At 70.6% G+C, this 19,818-nt stretch carries 21 protein-coding genes and 1 pseudogene; 12 read left to right on the forward strand and 10 right to left on the reverse strand.

From position 1 onward, the window contains the following. The first annotated feature begins 52 nt into the window (after window positions 1–52). Window positions 53–1,108 carry an endonuclease/exonuclease/phosphatase family protein gene (locus ACZ6ZP_RS16070; protein WP_469407145.1) on the forward strand — a complete coding sequence of 352 codons (1,056 nt, stop codon included), beginning with the start codon at window positions 53–55 and terminating at the stop codon, window positions 1,106–1,108. Here the strand turns inward: ACZ6ZP_RS16070 and ACZ6ZP_RS16075 are convergent, their stop codons facing one another. After that, window positions 1,109–2,464 (reverse strand): ABC transporter substrate-binding protein, encoded by a 1,356-nt coding sequence (locus ACZ6ZP_RS16075; RefSeq protein WP_351155984.1) that lies wholly within the window; start codon window positions 2,462–2,464, stop codon window positions 1,109–1,111. Between the two features lie 199 nt (window positions 2,465–2,663). Between ACZ6ZP_RS16075 and ACZ6ZP_RS16080 the strand changes: the two genes are divergently transcribed. Together ACZ6ZP_RS16080 and ACZ6ZP_RS16085 are read left to right on the forward strand one after the other, a co-directional pair. Then, the gene (locus ACZ6ZP_RS16080; protein ID WP_351155981.1) at window positions 2,664–2,969 is read left to right on the forward strand and encodes a hypothetical protein; all 306 of its coding nucleotides are present in this window, start codon (window positions 2,664–2,666) and stop codon (window positions 2,967–2,969) included. A gap of 92 nt (window positions 2,970–3,061) precedes the next feature. Further along, window positions 3,062–3,187: a hypothetical protein gene (locus tag ACZ6ZP_RS16085; RefSeq protein ID WP_344526339.1), complete on the forward strand. Its 126-nt coding sequence runs from the start codon at window positions 3,062–3,064 to the stop codon at window positions 3,185–3,187. Between the two features lie 85 nt (window positions 3,188–3,272). On the opposite strand, the gene amaB is transcribed toward ACZ6ZP_RS16085, so the two are convergent. Genes amaB through ACZ6ZP_RS16100 form a run of 3 tightly spaced genes read right to left on the reverse strand, consistent with a single transcriptional unit; the run spans window position 3,273 to window position 7,390 of the window. Then, on the reverse strand, window positions 3,273–4,805 hold the full coding sequence (gene amaB / locus ACZ6ZP_RS16090; RefSeq protein ID WP_469407147.1) for an L-piperidine-6-carboxylate dehydrogenase: 1,533 nt from the start codon (window positions 4,803–4,805) through the stop codon (window positions 3,273–3,275). 40 nt (window positions 4,806–4,845) lie between these two features. Continuing rightward, the gene (hglS, locus tag ACZ6ZP_RS16095; RefSeq protein WP_469407148.1) at window positions 4,846–6,243 is read right to left on the reverse strand and encodes a 2-oxoadipate dioxygenase/decarboxylase; all 1,398 of its coding nucleotides are present in this window, start codon (window positions 6,241–6,243) and stop codon (window positions 4,846–4,848) included. Window positions 6,244–6,283: 40 nt separating this feature from the next. Beyond that, window positions 6,284–7,390, reverse strand: coding sequence for an NAD(P)/FAD-dependent oxidoreductase (locus ACZ6ZP_RS16100; protein WP_469407276.1), 1,107 nt, complete (start codon window positions 7,388–7,390; stop codon window positions 6,284–6,286). Between the two features lie 323 nt (window positions 7,391–7,713). Between ACZ6ZP_RS16100 and ACZ6ZP_RS16105 the strand changes: the two genes are divergently transcribed. Beyond that, window positions 7,714–8,628, forward strand: coding sequence for a LysR family transcriptional regulator (locus ACZ6ZP_RS16105; RefSeq protein WP_351155972.1), 915 nt, complete (start codon window positions 7,714–7,716; stop codon window positions 8,626–8,628). Between the two features lie 105 nt (window positions 8,629–8,733). Here the strand turns inward: ACZ6ZP_RS16105 and ACZ6ZP_RS16110 are convergent, their stop codons facing one another. Next, complete coding sequence (locus tag ACZ6ZP_RS16110; RefSeq protein WP_469407150.1) at window positions 8,734–9,474, reverse strand: nitroreductase; 741 nt, start codon at window positions 9,472–9,474, stop codon at window positions 8,734–8,736. Window positions 9,475–9,576: 102 nt separating this feature from the next. On the opposite strand from ACZ6ZP_RS16110, the gene ACZ6ZP_RS16115 reads away from it, so the two are divergent. Together ACZ6ZP_RS16115 and ACZ6ZP_RS16120 are read left to right on the forward strand one after the other, a co-directional pair. Then, window positions 9,577–10,164 carry a TetR/AcrR family transcriptional regulator gene (locus tag ACZ6ZP_RS16115; RefSeq protein ID WP_469407152.1) on the forward strand — a complete coding sequence of 196 codons (588 nt, stop codon included), beginning with the start codon at window positions 9,577–9,579 and terminating at the stop codon, window positions 10,162–10,164. 81 nt (window positions 10,165–10,245) lie between these two features. Continuing rightward, window positions 10,246–10,565, forward strand: a pseudogene (locus ACZ6ZP_RS16120) (Rossmann-fold NAD(P)-binding domain-containing protein). A gap of 13 nt (window positions 10,566–10,578) precedes the next feature. Here the strand turns inward: ACZ6ZP_RS16120 and ACZ6ZP_RS16125 are convergent. Beyond that, window positions 10,579–11,781, reverse strand: a complete 1,203-nt coding sequence (locus ACZ6ZP_RS16125) for an alanine--tRNA ligase-related protein (protein WP_469407154.1) — start codon at window positions 11,779–11,781, stop codon at window positions 10,579–10,581. Between the two features lie 669 nt (window positions 11,782–12,450). Between ACZ6ZP_RS16125 and ACZ6ZP_RS16130 the strand changes: the two genes are divergently transcribed. Continuing rightward, complete coding sequence (locus tag ACZ6ZP_RS16130; RefSeq protein ID WP_351155956.1) at window positions 12,451–13,077, forward strand: TetR/AcrR family transcriptional regulator; 627 nt, start codon at window positions 12,451–12,453, stop codon at window positions 13,075–13,077. A gap of 40 nt (window positions 13,078–13,117) precedes the next feature. Here ACZ6ZP_RS16130 and ACZ6ZP_RS16135 read toward each other — a convergent pair whose 3' ends face one another. Next, entirely contained in the window at window positions 13,118–13,639 is a 522-nt protein-coding gene (locus ACZ6ZP_RS16135; protein ID WP_361464611.1) for a hypothetical protein, read from the reverse strand. A gap of 147 nt (window positions 13,640–13,786) precedes the next feature. Between ACZ6ZP_RS16135 and ACZ6ZP_RS16140 the strand changes: the two genes are divergently transcribed. The 3 genes from ACZ6ZP_RS16140 to ACZ6ZP_RS16150 all read left to right on the forward strand — a co-directional run bounded on the left by ACZ6ZP_RS16140 (window position 13,787) and on the right by ACZ6ZP_RS16150 (window position 15,459). Further along, window positions 13,787–14,368, forward strand: coding sequence for a sugar O-acetyltransferase (locus tag ACZ6ZP_RS16140; protein WP_361464607.1), 582 nt, complete (start codon window positions 13,787–13,789; stop codon window positions 14,366–14,368). Between the two features lie 11 nt (window positions 14,369–14,379). Next, on the forward strand, window positions 14,380–14,925 hold the full coding sequence (locus ACZ6ZP_RS16145; protein ID WP_351155949.1) for a TetR/AcrR family transcriptional regulator: 546 nt from the start codon (window positions 14,380–14,382) through the stop codon (window positions 14,923–14,925). A gap of 210 nt (window positions 14,926–15,135) precedes the next feature. Further along, window positions 15,136–15,459, forward strand: coding sequence for a dihydrofolate reductase family protein (locus ACZ6ZP_RS16150; RefSeq protein WP_469407157.1), 324 nt, complete (start codon window positions 15,136–15,138; stop codon window positions 15,457–15,459). Here ACZ6ZP_RS16150 and ACZ6ZP_RS16155 read toward each other — a convergent pair. From ACZ6ZP_RS16155 to ACZ6ZP_RS16165, 3 genes are all read right to left on the reverse strand, one after another. Further along, complete coding sequence (locus ACZ6ZP_RS16155) at window positions 15,366–16,277, reverse strand: calcium-binding protein (RefSeq protein WP_469407159.1); 912 nt, start codon at window positions 16,275–16,277, stop codon at window positions 15,366–15,368. The genes ACZ6ZP_RS16150 and ACZ6ZP_RS16155 overlap by 94 nt on opposite strands. A gap of 288 nt (window positions 16,278–16,565) precedes the next feature. Further along, window positions 16,566–17,615 carry a lytic polysaccharide monooxygenase auxiliary activity family 9 protein gene (locus ACZ6ZP_RS16160; RefSeq protein WP_469407160.1) on the reverse strand — a complete coding sequence of 350 codons (1,050 nt, stop codon included), beginning with the start codon at window positions 17,613–17,615 and terminating at the stop codon, window positions 16,566–16,568. 104 nt (window positions 17,616–17,719) lie between these two features. Beyond that, the gene (locus ACZ6ZP_RS16165) at window positions 17,720–18,757 is read right to left on the reverse strand and encodes an NAD(P)-dependent alcohol dehydrogenase (protein ID WP_469407162.1); all 1,038 of its coding nucleotides are present in this window, start codon (window positions 18,755–18,757) and stop codon (window positions 17,720–17,722) included. Window positions 18,758–18,853: 96 nt separating this feature from the next. Here ACZ6ZP_RS16165 and ACZ6ZP_RS16170 point away from each other — a divergent pair, with 96 nt between their 5' ends. After that, window positions 18,854–19,441 (forward strand): TetR/AcrR family transcriptional regulator, encoded by a 588-nt coding sequence (locus tag ACZ6ZP_RS16170; RefSeq protein ID WP_351155942.1) that lies wholly within the window; start codon window positions 18,854–18,856, stop codon window positions 19,439–19,441. Between the two features lie 188 nt (window positions 19,442–19,629). Continuing rightward, complete coding sequence (locus ACZ6ZP_RS16175) at window positions 19,630–19,803, forward strand: hypothetical protein (protein ID WP_351155939.1); 174 nt, start codon at window positions 19,630–19,632, stop codon at window positions 19,801–19,803. The last annotated feature ends 15 nt before the right edge of the window (window positions 19,804–19,818 follow it).

The following is a 19,818-nucleotide window of genomic DNA, read 5'->3' on the forward strand; positions in this document are numbered from 1 at the left end:
TCACCCGATGGTGGCGTCCTACCGGGCACGTCGCGCTCACGGCCGAGGGAGCGTGGATACGGAGGGGAAGCGAGTGGAGCGGGCGGACAGCGGCGCGGTGCCGGGGACGCGGACCGCACGGCTTCGGCGACACCTGCCCCGCGGCGCCTGGCTGCGCTGGGGCGCGGAGGCGACAGGCCGCTCGCCCTGGGCGCGCGGCCGGATTCTCGCCGCGCTCGCCGTGCTGACCGGGGGACTGCTGGCCTTCCACTCCGCCGTGCCCAACACCGTCGGCCGCATCGGCAGCCTCCTGGAGACCTTCCTGCCCTGGCTCGGCCTCGCCGTTCCCCTGCTGCTCGTCCTGGCCCTGCTGCGCCGCTCGGCCGTCGCGCTGGTGGCCCTGCTGCTGCCCGCCGCCGTCTGGGCCACCCTCTTCGGCGGGCGGGTGGCAGCCGGGGACCGCGGCGCCCACGACATCACGGCGGTCCAGCACAACGTCAGCGACGTGAACACCGACCCCGCGGGCACCGCCCGCGCCCTGATCGACTCCGGACCGGACCTCATCGCCCTGGAGGAGCTGACGTCCTCCGCGCTGCCGGTGTACGACAGAGTTCTGGCGCCGAGCTATCCCCACCGGGCGGTGCGGGGCACGGTCGGCCTCTGGTCGAAGTTCCCGCTCACGGACATCCGGACGGTGGACATCAGGCCGGAGGGGGTCGGGAGGGACTGGAACCGCGGGGTGCGGGCGAAGGCGCGTACACCGTGGGGCGATGTCGCGGTGTACGTCGCCCACTTGCCCTCGGTGCGCGTGCGGTTGAGCGGATTCAGTTCCGGCCGGCGCGACGAGAGCGCCGCTCTGCTGGGCGCGGAGCTGGCCGCCGAGAGGCTGGACCGGTTGATCCTGCTGGGCGACCTCAACAGCACGGTGGACGACCGCGGACTGGACCCGGTCCTCACGCGACTGGACTCGGTGGCCCGGGACTTCGACTTCAGCTGGCCCGCCGCCTTCCCCGTGTCCCGCATCGACCACGTCATGGCCCGCGCGGCGACGGTCACCCACGTCCGGTCGCTGCCCGCCACCGGCAGCGACCACCTGCCCGTCGCCGCCGACCTCACCTTCGCCCCCTGATCAGGAGCTCTGCCGCCGCCAGTCGGCCTGCGCGGTGTTGAGCTGGTCGGCGAGGTCGTCCAGGAAGTCCTTCGCGCCGGTCTTGCCGAGCAGGACCTTCTGGAAGGCGGGTTCGTTCTCGGCCTTGGAGATCGTGTTCCAGTCCGGCAGGTAGTACGGCAGCTGAACGATCGTGGTGGCGGGGGAGTCGAGTGCCTCGGCGGCCAGGCGCGTCGGCTCGGACTTCTCGACCCAGGCGTCCTTGACGGCCTTCTTGTTGGCGGGGATCAGGCCGGCGGACTCGTTGAACTTCGAGCTCGCCTCGTGCGAGGAGGCGAACTCGATGAACTTCCACGCGGCCTTCTTCTTGGTGCTGGTCTTGAAGATCGAGAGTCCGTCGATCGGATTGGACACCTGGACGCGTTTGCCGCCCGTCGCCTTCGGGTTCGGCAGACCGCGGAACTTTCCGGGGCCGAGGGCTTTCACGTGGTCCTGGTAGGAGCCCAGGTTGTGGCTGAGCATGCCGATCCGGCCGCCGTCCCACTGGGCGACCATCTGCGTGAAGTTGTTGTTGAGGTCGGCGGCCGGGGTCGTCTTCTTGTAGAGGGCCGCGTACTTCTCCAGGGCCGCGACGTTCCTCGGGTCGTTGACCGTGGTCTTCGTCTCGTCCGCGTTCCAGAAGGACTTGATGCCGCTCTGTCCGTACATCGCGTCCAGGGCCTGGGCGATGGACCCCACACCGCCGCGGATGGTGTAGCCGAACTGGTTCTCGTCCTTGGCGGTGAGGCGGTCGGCCGCTGCGTAGAACTTCTTCCAGGTGGTCGGCGCCTCCAGACCGGCGGCCTTGAAGAGGTCGGTGCGGTAGTACATGACACCGTTGTTCGCGGAGGTCGGGACCATGAGCAGCTGCGACGTGCCGCCCGCCGAAGTCGTCGACGCGAGCATGCTCTTGCTGAGCTCGCCGTCCAGAGGACTCTCGGCCAACCGGTCATCCAGCGGCTCCAGCGCACCCTGGGCGGCGATCGCGGCGAGCATGGCGGCGCCGACACCGCCGACGTCCGGCAGGCCGCCGCCCTGAATGGAGTTGTCGTACTTCGACTGGGCGTTCTCGGCGGGGACGCCGACGTAATCGACCTTGATGTCCGGGTACTTCTTCTCGAAGTCCTTGATGATCTCCAGCCAAATGCCCCGGCGGACGGCCGTGTTGTTGTCCCAGAAGGTGATGGTCCCCTTGCCGGACCCCTCGCTGCCCGCGTCGCCCGCGATGCCCGAGCCGTCGTCCCCGCACGCGGTGGCGGTGACGCCGAGGAGGAGGGACAGGGCTATGGCGGCGGCAGGGGTGGAACGACGGGGGCCCTTGCGGATGCGGGAACTCATGGTGGGTTCTCCTCCTCTGAACTCTTGCTCTGAACTTCGGATCTGAACTCTGGTCGGCTGAGCCAACACGGCCCGTGCGTACACCGCGTATGGCATACCGCGTCTCGTATATGACATACGAAGCGCGGCGAATCGAAGCTAGGAGCAGGTAGTTGGTTCGTCAACGCATCTGACAAACTTGCTCCGGGAAGATGCCGGGATGGGATACGACCTACAAGCAGTCATCGGCGGCCGGGTGTCGCGCACCGCCTCGCAGGATCTGCCCGCCGCGCGGCTGGCTTCGATCGGGCAGGGCCTGCGGCCGGACCGGTCTCAGGCGCTGCGGCGGCTGGGCGTGGTGGCGGGCGCAGGCGAGGACGAGTTCGATGCCGTGGGGTTGGGCCGGCATCGCAGCGTCGAGGGATGGCTCGGCCGAGGCACGAGAGGTTCCGTACACGGTGCGCTGGTTCGCCTCGCGGAGGACGGCGGCGTGCTTCCGAACACCCGTGACCCATCGGTATGTTGAGTCCGTCTGCTTCTCGCGTTGGGGGAGGGGCGCGCGGGGTTGGCCGTCACCAGGCGGCCGATTCGTGCGCCCCGGCACCGAGAGGAGGAGATATGGCCGAGCGCAAGTCGTCCATGCGGACAAAGGTGGGGCAGGACCTCGCGACACGTATCACAGCGGCCCTGGTGGGCCGCGCCCTGTGGGCGGTGATCGTCGAGTTCTTCCGGCGCGACCTTTGAGGGCCTGAACAGCCCTGACAGCGTTCAACGGCGCCCCTCGGCAACCCCCATTCCGAGGGGCGCCGCACTGCGCCCGTTCTGTCGCCTAGAGGAAACTCACGTTCTGGGCCAGGGCGAGGTTGCTCGAGTAGTTGATGGTGTTCGTCGCCGGGCGCATGTACGCGCGCCAGGCGTCCGAGCCGGACTCGCGACCCCCGCCCGTCTCCTTCTCGCCGCCGAACGCGCCCCCGATCTCGGCACCTGACGTGCCGATGTTGACGTTGACGATGCCGCAGTCGGAGCCCTCGGAGGACAAGAAGAGCTCGGCCTCCTGCTGGTCGCGGGTGAAGATGCTGGAGGAGAGTCCCTGCGGGACGTCGTTGTGCAGCGCGATGGCCTCCTCCAGGGTGTCGTAGGTCAGGACGTACAAGATGGGCGCGAAGGTCTCCTGACGTACGACGTCGGTCTGTTCGTCGACTCGGACGACGACCGGTTCGGCGTACGCGGACCGCGGCGCCGCATCCGCAAGGCGCCGGTTGCCGCCGGCGAGGATCTTGCCGCCCTGCGCCTGGACGCGGGCGAGCGCGTCCCGCATCCCGTCGAGGGCGGCGGGGGAGATGAGCGGGCCGACGAGGGTGTTCTCGTCGAACGGGTCGCCGATGGGGAGCTTCGTGTACGCCGCCGCCAGGCGTGCGACCAGGGTGTCGGCGATGTCGCGGTGGACGATCAGGCGGCGCAGCGTGGTGCACCGCTGGCCCGCCGTGCCCGCCGCGGAGAAGACGATGCCCCGCACAGCGAGGTCCAAGTCCGCCGAGGGCGCCACGACCGCGGCGTTGTTGCCGCCGAGTTCGAGCAGGCTGCGTCCGAACCGGGCCGCCACGCGCGGGCCGACCTCGCGGCCCATGCGGGTGGAGCCGGTGGCGCTGACGAGCGCGATCCGCGGGTCGTCGACGAGGCGCTCGCCCACCGTGCGGTCGCCGAGCAGCAGACGGTGCACGTCGGCGGGGGCGCCGACCTCTTGCGCGGCCAGGGCAAGGAGCCGGTCGCAGGCCAGCGAGATCAGCGGCGTCAGCTCGGACGGCTTCCAGACCACGGTGTCGCCGCAGGCGAGCGCCACCGCGGTGTTCCATGACCACACAGCGGCGGGGAAGTTGAACGCGGAGATCACGCCGACCACGCCCAGCGGGTGCCAGGTCTCGGCGAGACGGTGGCCGGGGCGCTCGGAGGCGATGGTGCGGCCGTAGAGCTGGCGCGAGAGCCCGACCGCGAAGTCACAGATGTCGATCATCTCCTGGACCTCGCCCAGCGCCTCCGAGCGGATCTTGCCCGCCTCGATGGTGATCAGGTCGGCCAGCTCGCTCTTGTGCTCGCGCAGCAACTCGCCCAGACGGCGTACGAGTTCACCCCGGCGAGGCGCCGGAGTGGCGCGCCAGGCGAGGAACGCCTCATGGGCGGCGGCGACGGCGTCCTCGGCGTCGGCGGCGGTCGCCGCGGTCAGGCCGAACAGCTCCTCGCCGGTGATGGGCGTACGCGCCTGGAAGTCACTGCCCTCCGGGACGGTCGCACCGATGCGCCGCAGGCTCGTGCGGGCACGCGCGCGCAGGTCGTCGGTGCTGGGCAGGGCGGTGGTGCCGGTCATGGTGCTCCCTGGGTGAGGTGTGCGGGTGGAGGTGGAGGGTTCAGTCACGGGTGTCGTCGAGGGCCAGGCCCAGGTCGTGCCCGACCTGGGTGATCGAGAGGCTCTGCTGGCGCTCGTACAGGGCGAACGGGTCGAGGACCTCGCGGTCGACGGCGCCGGAGAGCCAGTCGCTGTCGTACGCGGCGCCTTCCTGCTCGGTGTCCAGGGAGCCCTCGCCGCTGAGGTTGGACTGGAAGATGCCGGCGGCGGACCGGGGCAGGAAGTCCTCGTAGACGACTGGTTCGGCCCGCACCCAGCCTCGGCTCTCCAACTCGCCGATCGTGGTGGGGGGTTGGGTGCCGTCGCGTGGACGGTCGGGTGCGGCGCGGTAGGTGAAGTAGGCCAGCTCCCGCGCGGCGAGCTCGCGTTCGGTGGCGGGTACGTGCGTGGCCCACAGGGCGCGGGCCAGTTCGGTGCGGTCGGCCGCGGGGCGCCGGGCGGCCTCGTCGTCGACGAGGGTGAGCAGACGGTCGTAGAGCGCGCGGCCCGCGGGGGTGAGGGCGATGCCACGGGCCTCGACCTCGCCGAACCGCACCCGCAGGGCGCCGCGCGTCACGCTGCCGTCGGCCTGGCGCAGGGCGCGCGGTTCGGCCAGGGCGCGGAAGGACGTCTGGCGCAGCAGCAGGTCGGGGCCCTTCCAGGCGGGCGGGCCCTGGATGGTGTCGATCATCTCGATGCCGCGGTCGGTCATCCGCCGGTACAGCTCGTCGATGTCCAGGACGCGCGGGGTGAGGTGGTTGATGTGGGTGGAGCGGACGCCGCCGATGTCCGCGGCGACCGCGGAGACCCTCTCCAGCTCCTCGTACCAGGCCTGGTCGATCGGCTCGGCCGACAACTCGAAGGCCTGCACGGCGAGATGGAGGAAGCGCTCGGCCTGCGCATCGGGCAGTTCGCGTTCGGCCTCGGCCCGGTCGGCGAGCGAGAGCAGCTCCGGCGGGAACAGCTCGCGCCCGGCGAGGAACGTCTCCAGGCGGGAGCGCAGATCGGGGTCGAAGAAGCGCGGGTCAGCGGGCGTGAGCAGCGAGGTGAAGACGCGGAAGGGATTGCGCGCCAACTCCTCGGCGTCCACCGGGCGGAACGCCGTCGACACGACCGGCACCGCGCTCGCCGCCGCCTCCCGCAAGTCGTAGAAGCCGACCGGGCGCATGCCGAGCGCGCCGAAGATCCGGGCGACATGCCGCAGTTCGGTGGGGGTGCCCACGCGGATCGCGCCGTGCCGCTCCGCGGTGACCCGGCCGATGGAGCCGAGCCGTTCGGCCTCGGCGCCCCGCGCGCGCAGGGTGTCCTCGTTGACCTCGCGCGAGACGTCCACGAGCGTGTTGTAGGCGGGGACTTCCCGCCCGTACATCTCCGAGAGCCGTGCGGCGAAAGCGGCCCGCAGCTGCCACTGGCTGATCATGGGAGGTCTGCCTTTCGAGCGGTCGGATGGGAGGTGGGGGTCATACGACGTGGGCCTCGGGGCGGATCGCGGCTCCGTTCCGGAAGCGGTCGGCGCTCAGTGGCGCGACGTCCACGCACGGCGTGCGCTCCAGGTGCAGGTCGCGCACGATCTCGCCCACGGCGGGGGCCTGGAGGAAGCCGTGGCCCGAGAACCCGGTGGCGTAGAGGAAGTTGGGCAGCTCGCCGGAGCGGCCGATCAGTGCGTTGTGGTCGGGCGTGACCTCGTACAGGCCCGCCCACCCGTCGGCGATCGGCATCTCGGCGAGGGCGGGGGCGCGATGGCGTACGACGTCCTGGAACAGGTCGAGCCACTCCGGGGTCCACGTGGTGTCGAAGCCGTCGGGCTGGCGGGGGTCGGCGAGGCCGAACAGCAGGCCGTCGTCACTGTTGTGGAAGTACGCCGATGAAGTGAAGTCGATGGTGAAGGGGATTCGCGGGGCGGCGGGCGAAAGCCCTTCGGTGAAGACCAGTTGGCGGCGCACCGGCCGTACGGGGAGGTCGATGCCGACCATGGCGCCGATCCGGGCGGACCAGGCGCCCGCCGTACAGATCACGGTGGAGCAGGCGACGGTGCCGCGGTCGGTGTGCACGGCGCTGACGCGGTCGCCGGTGGTGTCCATGCCGGTGACGCGGGTCTGCGTGGCGAAGCGGACGCCCGCCCCGGCCGCCGCGTCCGCATAGCCGTGCACGACCAGGCCGGGGCGGGCGTGTCCGTCGGTGGGGGAGTGCACGGCGGCCATGAGACCGTCGGTGCTCAGGTAGGGGCACAGGCGCCGTGCCTCGTCGGCGTCGATCATGCGGCTGGGCACGCCCAGGCTGTTCTGGAGCCGCACGCTCTCGGTGAACGCGGCGACCTGTCGCTCGCCGGTGAGCAGGAAGAGATAGCCCACGGTGTCGAGGCGGATGTCGGCTCCGGGCCGGTGCGGGAAGTCCTGGTAGGCGCGCAGGCTCCGATGGCCGAGCTCGATGTTGAGCGGGTCGGAGAAGTGGGCGCGCACGCCGCCGATCGGCTTGCCGGAACTGCCGCAGGCGAGTTCGCCGCGTTCGACGACGACGACGTCACGCACCCCGGCCTCGGCGAGGTGGAAGGCGATGGAGGCGCCCATCACGCCCCCGCCGACGATCACGACATCGGCGGTCGGCGGCAGGTCGCGGAAGACGGTGGGGAAGACGGGGGCGAGGGCGGTGGACGGACGCGGTGAGGAGGACAAGAGCCGATCCCTTCCAGAGGCCTGCGTCCGGACCGACGTACCTGAAGAGGCGTCAGTTCACGGGCGGGGCATGGGCCGTCAGTACGTGCTCGGTACTTGCTCAGTAACGTGCGTGGCGCCGATCAGCCGGCTGTCCGTCATCGTGACGCAACCCATCCGTTGACGTCCATGAACAGTTCCTGCTCCCGATCTTTGACGGTCTCTATACGGTCTCCTCCATGGATTGGACGAGTTCCCAGCTGCGTTCCCTGGTCGAGCTGACTCGGCGCGGCACCATCACCGCTGTCGCGCAGGCCCTTGGCTACACCCCGGGCGGCGTCTCCCAGCAGATCGCCGCACTGGAGAAGGCCGCGGGCACCCCGCTGCTGCGCCGGGTGGGCCGACGGGTGGAGCTCACCGACGCCGGGACCACGCTGGCCCGGCACGCCGAGCGGATCCTGGCGACGGAGGCCGAAGCCGTCGAGGAGCTGGAGCGCGGCTCCGGCACGGTCTCCGGCACCCTGCTCGTGGGCCTGTTCGCCACGGCCGCCGCCGAGATCCTGCCGCCGGCCCTGCGCCAGATGAACGCGGCCCACCCCGACCTTGCCGTGCACAGCCGCGACATGGACGTCGACGAGGTGTACGACGCCGTCGCCTCGGGAGGCGTCGACCTGGCGCTCGGCCTCGACTACCCGGACGTGCCCATCCCGCGCGACGCCGCCCTGCGGGTGGCCCGGCTCTACCGCGAGCGCTTCGCCCTCGCGGTGCCCACCGGCTGGATGCAGGGCCGCGACCGCGCCGCCCTGGCCGACACCCGGGGCCTGGCCTGGATCCTGCCGTCGCCCGGCAGCTACTACGGCCGCGCCGTGCGCACCGCCTGCCGCCGCGCGGGCATCGAACCGGACGTACGGCACGAAGTCACCGACACCGCGGCGACCCTGGCCCTGGTCGAGGCCGGTATCGGCGTGAGCACGGTGACCGAGCTGATGCTCGGCCTGCGCGCCTCGCGCTTCGACGTGGTGCGGCTGCGCGAACGGGTCGAGCGGCACGTCGTCGTGGTCTGCCGCGCCTCCGCCGAACGGCGCCCGGCGGTGGCGGCCCTGGTGGAGGTGTTGCGGACGGTGGCGGAGCAGCGCCGCGTCACGCACGCGTGAGGGTGGCGGAGCAGCGCCGCGGCACCGACGCGTGACGGTGGCAGAGCAGAGCCGCGCCCCGCACGCGTAGGGCGCGCGTCCGCGGCTCTCCGTTCGCGACGGACTCTAGTTGTGGAAGGCGGTGGTCGCCGCCAGGGCCGCCCGGTCGGTCGCGACCTGGTTTACCGGCGCGTTCTCGTCTGCGTAGCCGAAGGAGATCCCCACGAGCAGCTTCCCTTCGTCTACGCGGAGTTCGTCGCGGACGGTGTCCGCGTAGAAGCTGAGCAGACCCTGCGGGCAACTGGCCACGCCGTACGCGGTCATGGCCAGAAGCAACGTCTGCAGGTAGGCGCTGGCGTCGGCGGCCAGTCGCGGCCCGCCGTCGCCGGTGACGAACAGAAACGCGGCGTGGGGAGCTCCGTAGAAGCCCATGCTCTGCGCGTCGTAGGCGGCGCGGGCCGGGTGGTCGTCGGGGCCGATGCCCAGCGCTCCGTACAGATCTGCGCCGAAGGCGGCCCGCCGTTCCTGGTGGACGGGGGCGTACATGTCCTCGGAGTACGGGTAGTCGGCCGTGACGCGTCGCTCGGTGTGGGCCGTCCGCAGGGCGTCGGCCAGACGGTCTCGCCGTGCGCCGCCGACGATCTCGACCCGCCACGGCTGCGCGTTGGAGTTGGACGGCGCGGCGCCGGCGAGGGAGAAGACCGCGCGCAAAACGTCCTCGGGCACCGGGTCGGGTCGGAACGCGCGGGTCGCGCGGCGCCCGCGAATCAGCTGCTCGGCGTACTCCCGCGGGCGTGTCCCGTCGGCCTGCGTCCCGCCGGTAAGTGTCTCGCTCGTGCGTATCTGGGTGCTGACCGGACCGCTCATGGAGCTCTCCTCAGGATCACTTAAGTAAACGTTGGCGTTTACCTGGAAATCCACCATAACCAGTCGGCCCCTCTGAAGTAAACGCGAGCGTATACTTACGTCATGACCACGACGACGGCATCTCGGCGGCAGGGTCGCGGAGGGCGGGAGCGCATCCTGGCCGCCGCGGCCGGACTGTTCGCGGTCCAGGGGATCAACGCGACCGGCATGGAGCAGATCGCGGAGCGGGCGCCGGTGTCCAAGCGCACCCTCTACGCACACTTCCGGACCAAGGACGAGCTCGTCCTCGCCCACCTGAAGGACCTCGCCTCGACAGGGCACACCCTGGAGGGCGCACTGGTACGCGAGGAGGTCCCCGCCAAGGAGAGAATCCTCGCTCTGTTCGATCCCCTCCCGGCGGGCACGGATCCAGTGCGCGGATGCCCGTTCATCGACGCTGCCGTGGAGTTCCCCGACCCGCAGAGCGCGGTCCACTCATACGCCCGCGAACGGAAACTGCTGATGGTGCGACTGGTGGCCGACCTGGTGGCGGAACTGGGCTGCCGCCGTCCCACCGTCCTCGCCGAGCAGCTCGTGACGCTCGCGGACGGAGCCGCCAGCCGCGCCATGGTGCTGGGCGAGGCGGACTACGGCCGGCATGCGCGGACGGCGGCGGAGATCCTCCTGGACAACGCGCTGGCCACGGACTGACGGGACCCGCCGAGTTGCCGGTATGCCTGGGCCTGTTGTCGAGGCCCCACCACCGCACACGAGATCAAGGCCAGGCTGATCGTGGAGGGTGCCAACCTGCCCACCCCACCCGCTGCCCAGAGCATCCTCGCCGAGCGCGGCATCACCTGGTGCCGGACTTCGTGGCCAACGCGGGAGGCGTCGACGCGGCGGCGTTCGCCCTGGACGTCCGCTACTCCGGATTCCGGCCCGACACCACGGCCATCTTCGAGACGATCTCGACGCGGCTGCGGAGCAACACCCACACCGTCCTGGACGAGGCCGCCCGCCGGGACGTCACCCCGCACACCGCCGGCCGCGACCCGGCGCAGCGGCGGGTGCGGGCGGCGATGGTGAGCAAGGGGCGCATTCCCCGGCCCTGACCCGGCGCGGGCGTCACCCCTGGCGCAAGGCCAGGATCAGGTCACGCGGCAGGCCATGGGTGTCGTGGAGATAGTGGAAGTCCTCCTCGCCCAGCGGGCCCCGGAACCGGGGCCGGGCGAGCACCTGCCGCCCCCGCTCCAGGAGCCTGCGGAACCGCCGCTCCTCGTCGACCAGCACTCGGCGCACGTCGTCCGGATCCACGTCCTGGCGGAAGTGGTCGAGAGTGTGCAGCACCAACTCGCCCGGCAGATCGACCAGTTCGCGCGAGGGGTCGTCCCGCCACAGCACGGTGAGCAACCGTCGCACGAGTCGGCGCAGTACATAGCCGCGGCCGGTGTTGCCCGGGCGTACCCCGTCGCCGATCACCACCATGGCGGACCGCAGATGGTCGCAGACAATGCGCAGCGACGGCACGTCCAGCTGCCACAGACCCGGCACGAGCCGACGCCAGGGGTCGAAGAGGTCGCCCTCGAAGACCGAGGTCCGCCCCTGAAGCAGGAAGGCCAGCCGCTCCAGGCCGAGCCCGGTGTCGATGTTGCGCTGGGGGAGCGGCACGAGCGACCCGTCGTCGAGCCGGCGGTGGCGCATCATCACGTGGTTCCACACCTCCACCCAGCGCTCGTCACCGGTCGGCGTCGACTCCGGAGGGGTGTCGCCGGTCCACAGGAAGATCTCCGAGTCGGGGCCGCAGGGGCCGGTGGGCCCGTTGGACCACCAGTTGTCCTCGACGGTGAACTCCACCGGCACCCCGCGCTCCTGCCACAGCTCCAGGGAGGGAGTGTCGGGCCCGATCCGTTCGTCGCCACCGAAGACGGTGGCGTGCAGCAGCCGCCGGTCGATGCCGAACCCGTCGGTGAGCAGCCCGTAGCCCCAGTCGAGGCTCTGCGTGCCCCCGTAGTCGCCCAGCGACCAGGTGCCGAGCATCTCGAAGACGGTCAGATGGGTGGAGTCGCCGACCTCCTCCAGGTCCGTGGTGCGCAGACAGCGCTGCACATTGACCAGGCGCCTGCCGAGCGGATGAGGCCGCCCCTCCAGGTACGGGGTGAGCGGATGCATGCCCGAGGTGGTGAACAGCACCGGGTCACCGGAAGGCGGCAGCAAGGTCGAACCGGTGACCCGCCGGTGCCCTAGCTCCTCGAAGTACTCGACGAACGTGCGGACGATGCCTTCGGTGCTGATGCCGGTGCTGGTCTCGGTGCTGATGTCGGTGTTCATGGGGTGGCTCCTTCGCAAACACAGCGGGGAGGCACCGGACGAAGGTCCGCAGACAGGAACCGGGACGTTGACGCCACAGAAAACCACCGGCGGACCGTGTCCGGTCGCCGGTGGAAAGTGGGAAGTACGTCAGGCGGCGGCAACCGGCGAGCTGGTCGCTCGCGCGGTCGCGGTGGTGTTCGGGCCGATGACGTTCATGGGGCCGACGATAGCGCGCTCGGATCTCGGGGGCACGTGAATTTCGGGGCACGTGATCTACGGTCCACCCAGGGCCGCCGCCAGTTACCAGCCCCTCTCGCCACCCCTCACGGCACTCTCGAGAGCCGCCCGCGCTCGGGCCCGTTCAGGCGGGCGCTCACTCGACGTGGGGGCGGAGAGGCACTGGCCCATCGTGTACCGCTGCCGTCCAAGTGCCCCGCGCGCCTGCCGGACCGTCGCCGCCGCCAGGACGTCGCAGGCCGCTGACGTGATCGGGAAGCAGGCGTCCGCAGTGTCGTCGGTCAGCCCCGCCTCCCGTAGCAGCCCGGGCTCCAGGCAGGTCAGCGGCTGCGACGCCGGATCGGCGCCATCTCGCCACCTCTGCCACTTAGTGACACAATGCCGTTTGATGACATCAGCAGGGAAGGGTGGCGAGGCGCCGTGGCGACGGAGCGACGCAGCGGGGGAGGGATGAGCGAGCAGCGGCGTACGCGGCTGCGTCTGGAGATCTCCCGGGAGGCGGCCCGGCTGTTCTGGGAGCAGGGAGTGGCCTCGACTAGCGGCGATCAGATCGCCGAGGCCGTGGGTCTGTCCACGCGCACCATCTGGCGGCACTTTCGCAGCAAGGAGAGCTGTGCCGAGCCGATCGTCATGCAGGGCGTCCTCACCCTGTTGAGCGTGCTGCGCCGCTGGCCCCGGCAGAAATCCATCGAGGACCACCTGGCCGCGGAACTGGCCGGACTGGGCGGCAAGGCGCCCGTCGAGCTCGCCGACGAGATGCTCGCGATGAAGATGATCCGGCTCGCCGACACCGAACCGCCGCTGCGCACGGCATGGCTGATGGCCTGCGACCAGACGGAGCGGGAGCTGTGCGTGATCATCGGCAGCCGTCTCGAGCGGCCGGCCGACGACCTTGAGGTGCGGACGCACGCCGCGGCCGCCGCCGCGGTCGTGCGCGTGCTGGACGAGCACATCGGGGCCGCCATCCTCGCCGGAGCCGACCTGTCGGAGTTCATCGACGTGACGGCCGTCGCTCGGCGTTACGCCCACGCGATCCGCACGGCGACCGGCGGCGTCGTCGGCGACCCCGTCAGCTGAGGGTGCGCGTTCACAGCGGCCGGCCGCGTCGTACCTCCTGCTAACTCTGCAAGGAGGAGCGCATGTAGCGGAAGCGGTCGATGGAGCGGCGACGCATCCACAGGGCCCAGCAGCAGAACCCGATCACGGCAGCCGCGAGGATCAGCGGAAGGACCCAGGAACCCGTGGCCACCCCGGCGGCGAGCGTGCCGACGGCGACAAGGATCATGGAGCCGAGCCAGTACGGCAGCCACCGGCGGCCCCGTTCGATCTGTCCCAACTGCTCGGCGACGAGCCGCCGCATGGTCGCCCTCTCCTCGGGCTCCCTCGGCACCTCACGATTCCGGATCTTGCGGTGGAGCTCGACGATCCCGCGCGCGTCGGTGCCGGCCGCGCGGCTGGCCCTGCGGCGCTGCACGGCCACGAACGCGATGACGATGGCGGCGTAGAGCACGCCCTGGATCACCCACACGACCGGATGCTCGTCCCGGCGGAACAGCGCGGTGACACCCACGCCCAGCAGGAAGATCAAGACCGCCTGCGCGGTCAAACTCCGGTCGAACCAGCGCTTGAAGGCGCGCACGGCACGTACCTCCTCGGAATCGACGACGGCACCGCTGTCGCGCTTCCGAGTACCCCGCCGGGCCCGCCCCATGGGTCGGCGCCCTTGTCCACCCTCGGACGCAGGCAGAGCGTACGGTCGTACCTTCCAGAGTGTACGATCGTACGCATGTCGACGGACTACTTTGCTGACGACCCGCGCACCAACTTGGAGCGCATGCTCGCGGGCGACCTCTACATCGCCGACGACCCGGAGATCGCCCGCAGGCAACAGCGCGCCATGCGGCTCGCCGCCCGCTACCAGGCCGTCTTCCTCGATGACTCCGGCGAGGCCCGGTCGGTCCTCGCCGAACTGCTCGCCTCGGTCGGCGAGGACGTCGAGGTGCGGCCACCGCTGTACGTCGACTACGGAAGCAACATCACCATCGGGGCCCGCACCTTCGTCAACTACCACCTCACCGCGCTGGACGTCGCCCGGATCACCATCGGCGAGGACTGCCAGATCGGCCCCAACGTCCAACTCCTCACCCCCACCCACCCCGTGGAGCCGCGGCCCCGGCGCGACAAGCTGGAAGCGGCGCTCCCCATCACCATCGGGGACAACGTCTGGCTCGGCGGCGGCGTCATCGTCTGCCCCGGCGTGACGATCGGGGACAACAGCGTCATCGGCGCCGGCGCGGTGGTCACCAAGGACGTACCCGCCGACGTCGTCGCCGTCGGGAACCCCGCCCGCCCGATCCGCGGCCTCTAGGAGCCGTCGCGATGGCCACCGGACACGCGGACCCACAGCGGCGCGAACGCATCCTCGCCGCCACCCTCGACCACATCGCCGACGAAGGGGTCGCCGGTGTCTCCCACCGGAAGATCGCCACACGGGCCGCCGTGCCGCTCGGCTCGATGACGTACCACTTCACCGGCATCGACGACCTGCTGCGCGAAGCCTTCACCCTCTTCGCCGACCACATCGTGGCCGTCTTCGAGCGGTACCTGGACCACGCCGACAGCCCCGAACAGGCGCGTGAGGCCGTCACCGACCTCATCCACACGCTCTCCGAAGGGCCTCGGCGCGATCTGGTCCTCACACAGGAGCTCTACACCCTCGCCGCCCGGCGCCCGGAGTACCGGCAGCTGACCCAGGCATGGATGCGCCGCAGCCGGCACCTCCTGGAACGCCACTTCGAGCCGGACACCGCCCGCCAACTGGACGCGCTCATCGAGGGGCTCGCCCTGCACCGCGCCCTGGACGGCGCACCGCACGGCCGCGACCTGACGAGCCAGGCGGTCAGGCGCATCACCACCCCCGCGTAGAAATCACCTGGAAGAGCGGCCACCGGCAGAGCGTCCACCCGGCAGAACGGCCACCCAGCAGCCTGTGGGCGCGCGGACCTGACGCCGCGCGCCCACAGGCACCAGGCCTTCGCGAAGTGGCTCGTCGGCGCCGACAAGGTCGTTCTCTCCGCCACCCTCGACGAGGCGCCGTGGGAGCGGACGGCCGTCGTCGACAAGCCGACAGCCGAGGTGGCAACGGACCTCAAGGCGACCGAGGGCGGCGACGTTCTCGTGCTCTCCAGCGCGAGCGTCATCAAGGCACTGCCGGCGGCCGACCGGGTCGACCGCCTCGCGCTCACGATCTTCCCGGTCTTCCTCGGCGGCGGACCGGGCCTCTTCGACGACGGCCTGCCCAAGGGGAAGTGGTCGCTCGCCGGTCAGACTGCGGGTGAGCACGGCACCCCCGGCGGTGTGCGCCGTCAGTCCTGGCGGACGACGTTCGTGCCGGGACCGCCGGAGAGGGTGTCCCGGCCCGCGCCGCCGTACAGCTTGTCGTTGCCGCTGTTTCCGTAGATGGTGTCGGCACCGCTGTTGCCGTACAGGACGTCGTTGCCCTTACCGCCGTACATGAAGTCGTCGCCGGCCCCGCCGCGGATCGTGTCGTTGCCGTCGCCGCCGGTCAGGTGCTGCCGGGCGGCGCCGCCCTGGATCACGTCGTCGCCGGCGCCGCCGTCGACGGCGCTTTCCTGGCCGTCCGAGTAGATCGTGTCGTTGCCGTTGCCGCCCTGCGCGATGCTGCTGTCTGCGGCGTGGATGGTGTCCTTGCCGTCACCACCGCTCGCCGCGCCGGCCTCGCCCACCGTGAGGTTGTCGTCGCCCGCCTGTCCGTGGACGGAGTTGCCGTCGACGCCGCCGATGTGCGTCCAGATGTCCTTGCCGTCGCCCAGGTCCGCCGAGGTGAAGTAGTAGGCCTGGTCGGTGGTGTTGTCGTGGGTCACGCTGTCGTCGCCGTCGCCGAGGTCCAACATCAAGGTGGCGTACGGGTCTTGTGACTCCAGGGTGGCGACCGTGCAGGAGATCTTGGTGCGGTCCGCGCCGTCGGGGTAGGAGCAGCTCTCGCCCACGCTGACCGGGACGGCGTCGTCGATCACGTAGGTGATCTCTTCGGATCCCTCGGATATGGACGCGGTGACGGAGACCTTGTTGGTCTGGCCGGGGGCGGCGGTGTAGACGATCGCGTGATCGCTCGCGCTGAACGCGGCGGTCGCCTCCGGCGCCGCGGCTCCGGCGGTGCCCGCCAGGAGGAGCGGAGCGGCCAGCCCCGTACCGAGCGCCAGCGTCACCGCCGACGTGGTACGGAAAACCCGGCGGCGAATGAGGTGAGAGGGCATTGCATAACCTCCGTGCGACGTATGTGGTCCTTGCAACTACGTGTGACCGCCGGGGTTTGCGGTTGGTTGTGATCCGAATTGCGCGGAGGTGTCGGCAAAATTCCGACGCCGATGACACAACTGGCGTCTGGCCAGGGGTGTTTGACCACTCCTCTGCCGCGTGACGATGTGCCGTAAGGCGTGGTTCGGCTGAAATTCATGAGGGGGGAGGCGGGCGATACCGGTCGGGCAGGAAGAATTCCTCGCCGTCGTATCGCCCGGCCTCTCCCCTCGCCTGCGCCGCCTTCCCTACTGATCGGTGGTCGATGGCCGCCGCTGGCGCAGGCGCAGGACCGTACCGCCGACCAGGACCGCGGCACCGGCACCCGCGAGGGCGCTGATCAGGCCGGGGCCGGGGGAGTCCAGGGGTGAGTCGGAGGCGGCGTTCTCGATGTCCGGAGCGGCGTCGGCCGCGCGGCGGGAAGCAGCCGACGCGTCGCCGCCATGCCCCTCGTGGCCGCCATGGTCCTCGTGCACCGCATCCGCCTTGGTGTTCTTCTCACCCGCGCCGAGCGCGGTCACGGCGGCGCTGGACTGTTTACCACCGGTCAATCCGGTGACCTCGCCATTGCCTCCGTCGAAGACCACGTCCGAGCAGGAGAAGAAGTTCTCCTGGCTGTCGGATCGGATCCACTGGACGAACAGGATGTGCCGGCCGGTGCGTTCCGGCAGTCGCAGGTCCCAGTAATAGTGGCCCGCCTCGCTGCCGGGACCGCCGTTCTGCGGCGGGTTCTGGACGGTCTGCACGCTCTCCAGGTCCGACCAGCCCAGCGGCTGTTGCGGGTCGAAGCCCTCCTTGGTGACGTACACCTTGAACTGACCGGGGTGGTGCGCCCAGTTGCTGTAGTTCACTTCGATGGTGGCGCCCGCGGTGAGATGGGTGACGGGCCAGTCGGTGCGGGCAGCGTTGTACGGGGAGAACGCGTAGGGGCTGCGGTCGCCCGCGCTGCACAGCGTGCCGTCCTCGACATAACCCTCGCCGCGGCCGCCCGCGTTGGAGTCGAGCACCGCGAACCAGTTGTACAGCGGCGTGGTACCCGCCTCCTGCACCGCCGCCTTGCAGGCGGGGTTGGTCGGCATCTGCGTGGAGGAGTTGGCGAGCAGGTCCTTGTAGCACAGGTAGGTGCGCGACCCGGGCACCATGGCCACGCCGTGTGCGGCGGCCGTGCCCGGGACGGCCAGGACGGCCGCGGCGGCGATGCCCGTGGCGCCGGTGAGGCAGGCGAGGCGCCTGGCGTGCAGCGAGTTCCGTACGCGGGATCGGGCTCGGACGAGCACGGGGGAGCGGGGAATGGTCATGGGAACGTCTCCTTCGGGGAGTTTCCGATGAGCGGCTCGCCCCGTAGTCGTCGCCGTGCCCGCGATGGTTGCCGCGGTGGGCCGAGCGGTCCCCGGCCGCTTCCTCAGTCCAGGTCGGACATGTCGAGCACGAAGCGGTAGCGGACGTCATTGCGCCGCAGCCGGTCGAGTGCCTCGTTCACACGGGCCGAGGGGAGCAGTTCGATGTCGGCGGTGATGTCGTGCTCGGCGCAGAAGGCCAGCATGGCGGCGGTCGCGGGCCTGCCGCCGCTGCCCGCCGAGCTCAGACTCTTGCGCCCGATGAGCAGGTCGGTGGTCTCCACGGTGACGGAGCCCAGGTGGCCGAGGTGGCTGAGCGTTCCGTCCATCGCGACCAGGCGCAGGTAGGGGCCGAGGTCGTGCGGGGCGGCGATGGTGTCGATGACGACGTCGAACCGGTCGCGGGCGGCGGCCATCCGGTCCGCGTCGGTGGAGACGATCACATCGTGCGCGCCGAGGCGGTGGGCGTCGTCGGCCTTGTCCGGTGACCGGCTGATGACCGAGGTCTCCGCGCCGAGCGCCACGGCGATCTTGACGGCGAGATGGCCGAGACCGCCCAGTCCCGCCACGGCGACGCGCGAACCCGGTCCCACGCCGAGGGCATGCAGCGGCTCCCAGACGGTGACCCCGGCGCAGAGCAGGGGAGCGGCGGCGGCCGGGTCCAGGCCGGGGGGAAGGGGATGGGCGAAGCGCGATCGGACGACGTACTCACGGGAGTAGCCGCCCTGGGTGGTCGTTCCGTCGTGGCGGTCGACTCCACCGTAGGTCAGGGTCGGGAACGCGTGGCAGAAGTTCTCCTGGCCGGCCCGGCACATGGCGCACGTGCCGCACGAGTCGACGATGTTGCCCACCGCCACGGCGTCGCCGACAACGAAGTCCGTGACTCCGTAACCCTTTTCGGTCACCACGCCCGTGAACTCGTGCCCCGGCACCAGGGGTTGGCCCTCCTCACGGGCGTTGACGGCGTGCAGGTCCGTGTGGCAGACCCCGCAGTAGTCCACGCGGACCGCGAGGTCGTCGGGGCGCAGGTCGCGCCGCTTCAGCGGCGTCCGCCGCAGCGTCGCCGCCGGTCCTTCGGCCTGCCGGCTCATGGTGGTCCTCATGGGGCTCTCCTCAGACAGACTGTTCGGTCTATTTGGAGAGTAGGGGCGATCGCGCCATCAGGCAAACCAACTGTTCTGTTTGGTAGCCTGGCGGACATGGCAGACCAGCCCCTGACCACCCGCGGAGCCGCGACCTACCAGCGCATCCTCGACGTGGCGACCCAGGAATTCGCCGAGCACGGGATCGCCGGTGCGCGCATCGAGCGGATCGTGTCCGCCGCGCGCACGAACAAGGCGCAGCTCTACGCCTATTTCGGGAACAAGGAAGGGCTCTTCGACGCCATCTTCTTCGGTTCGCTGGAGCGGATCGTGAACGTCGTCCCGATCGACGCCACGGACCTCGCGGACTGGGCGGTGCGCCTCTACGACGAGTACCTGCGCCGTCCCGACCTCATCCGCCTCGCCACTTGGGCGCGCCTGGAGCGCCGCCCGACGGGCCACCTGGTCGAGGACCCCGACCGCCTCGACGACCGCAAGCTGCGGGCCATCGCCGAGGCGCAGGCCGCGGGCCTGGTGCGTCAGGGGGACCCCTTCGACCTGATGGCCATGGTCATCGCCATGTCCATGGCCTGGTCCCCGGTCAGCAACGTCTACGCCGCAACCGCCCAAGAGCCCCCGGAACTGCACGAGCAGCGCCGCACCCTGCTCCACGAGAGTGTCCGGCGCGCCATGGCGAGCGACTGACCCGTGGTGGCCCGATGAAGGCCGTCCCACCCGCCGACCACACTTCGTTGGCGCCAAAACCATTCGAGATCTGCCATAGTCCCGCGTAGCGTGACCGTCGGCCCACCTGGGCCGTCGAGCCCCCTCTGGGGGCAGAGCTCTGTCCGGTTGCGGCAGTGTCGCCGCCTGTCCATAGATGCGAGTGCGGTGTGACTGAGCAGTACGGTGTCGAATCAGAGCTGGTTGACCTCGGCGCGGTCAGTCCGGCCGACGCCCGCACCCTGGATGCCGCACTCGTCGAGGCGTCGATGCAGCGGCTGTTGAGCCGTATCGACGATCCGGCGAGCAGCCTGGGTGGCTACAACCCGCAGCGCGACGAGTAGCGCGAGCGCGGCAGG

The sequence above is a fragment of the Streptomyces sp. NPDC054047 genome (assembly GCF_055585065.1).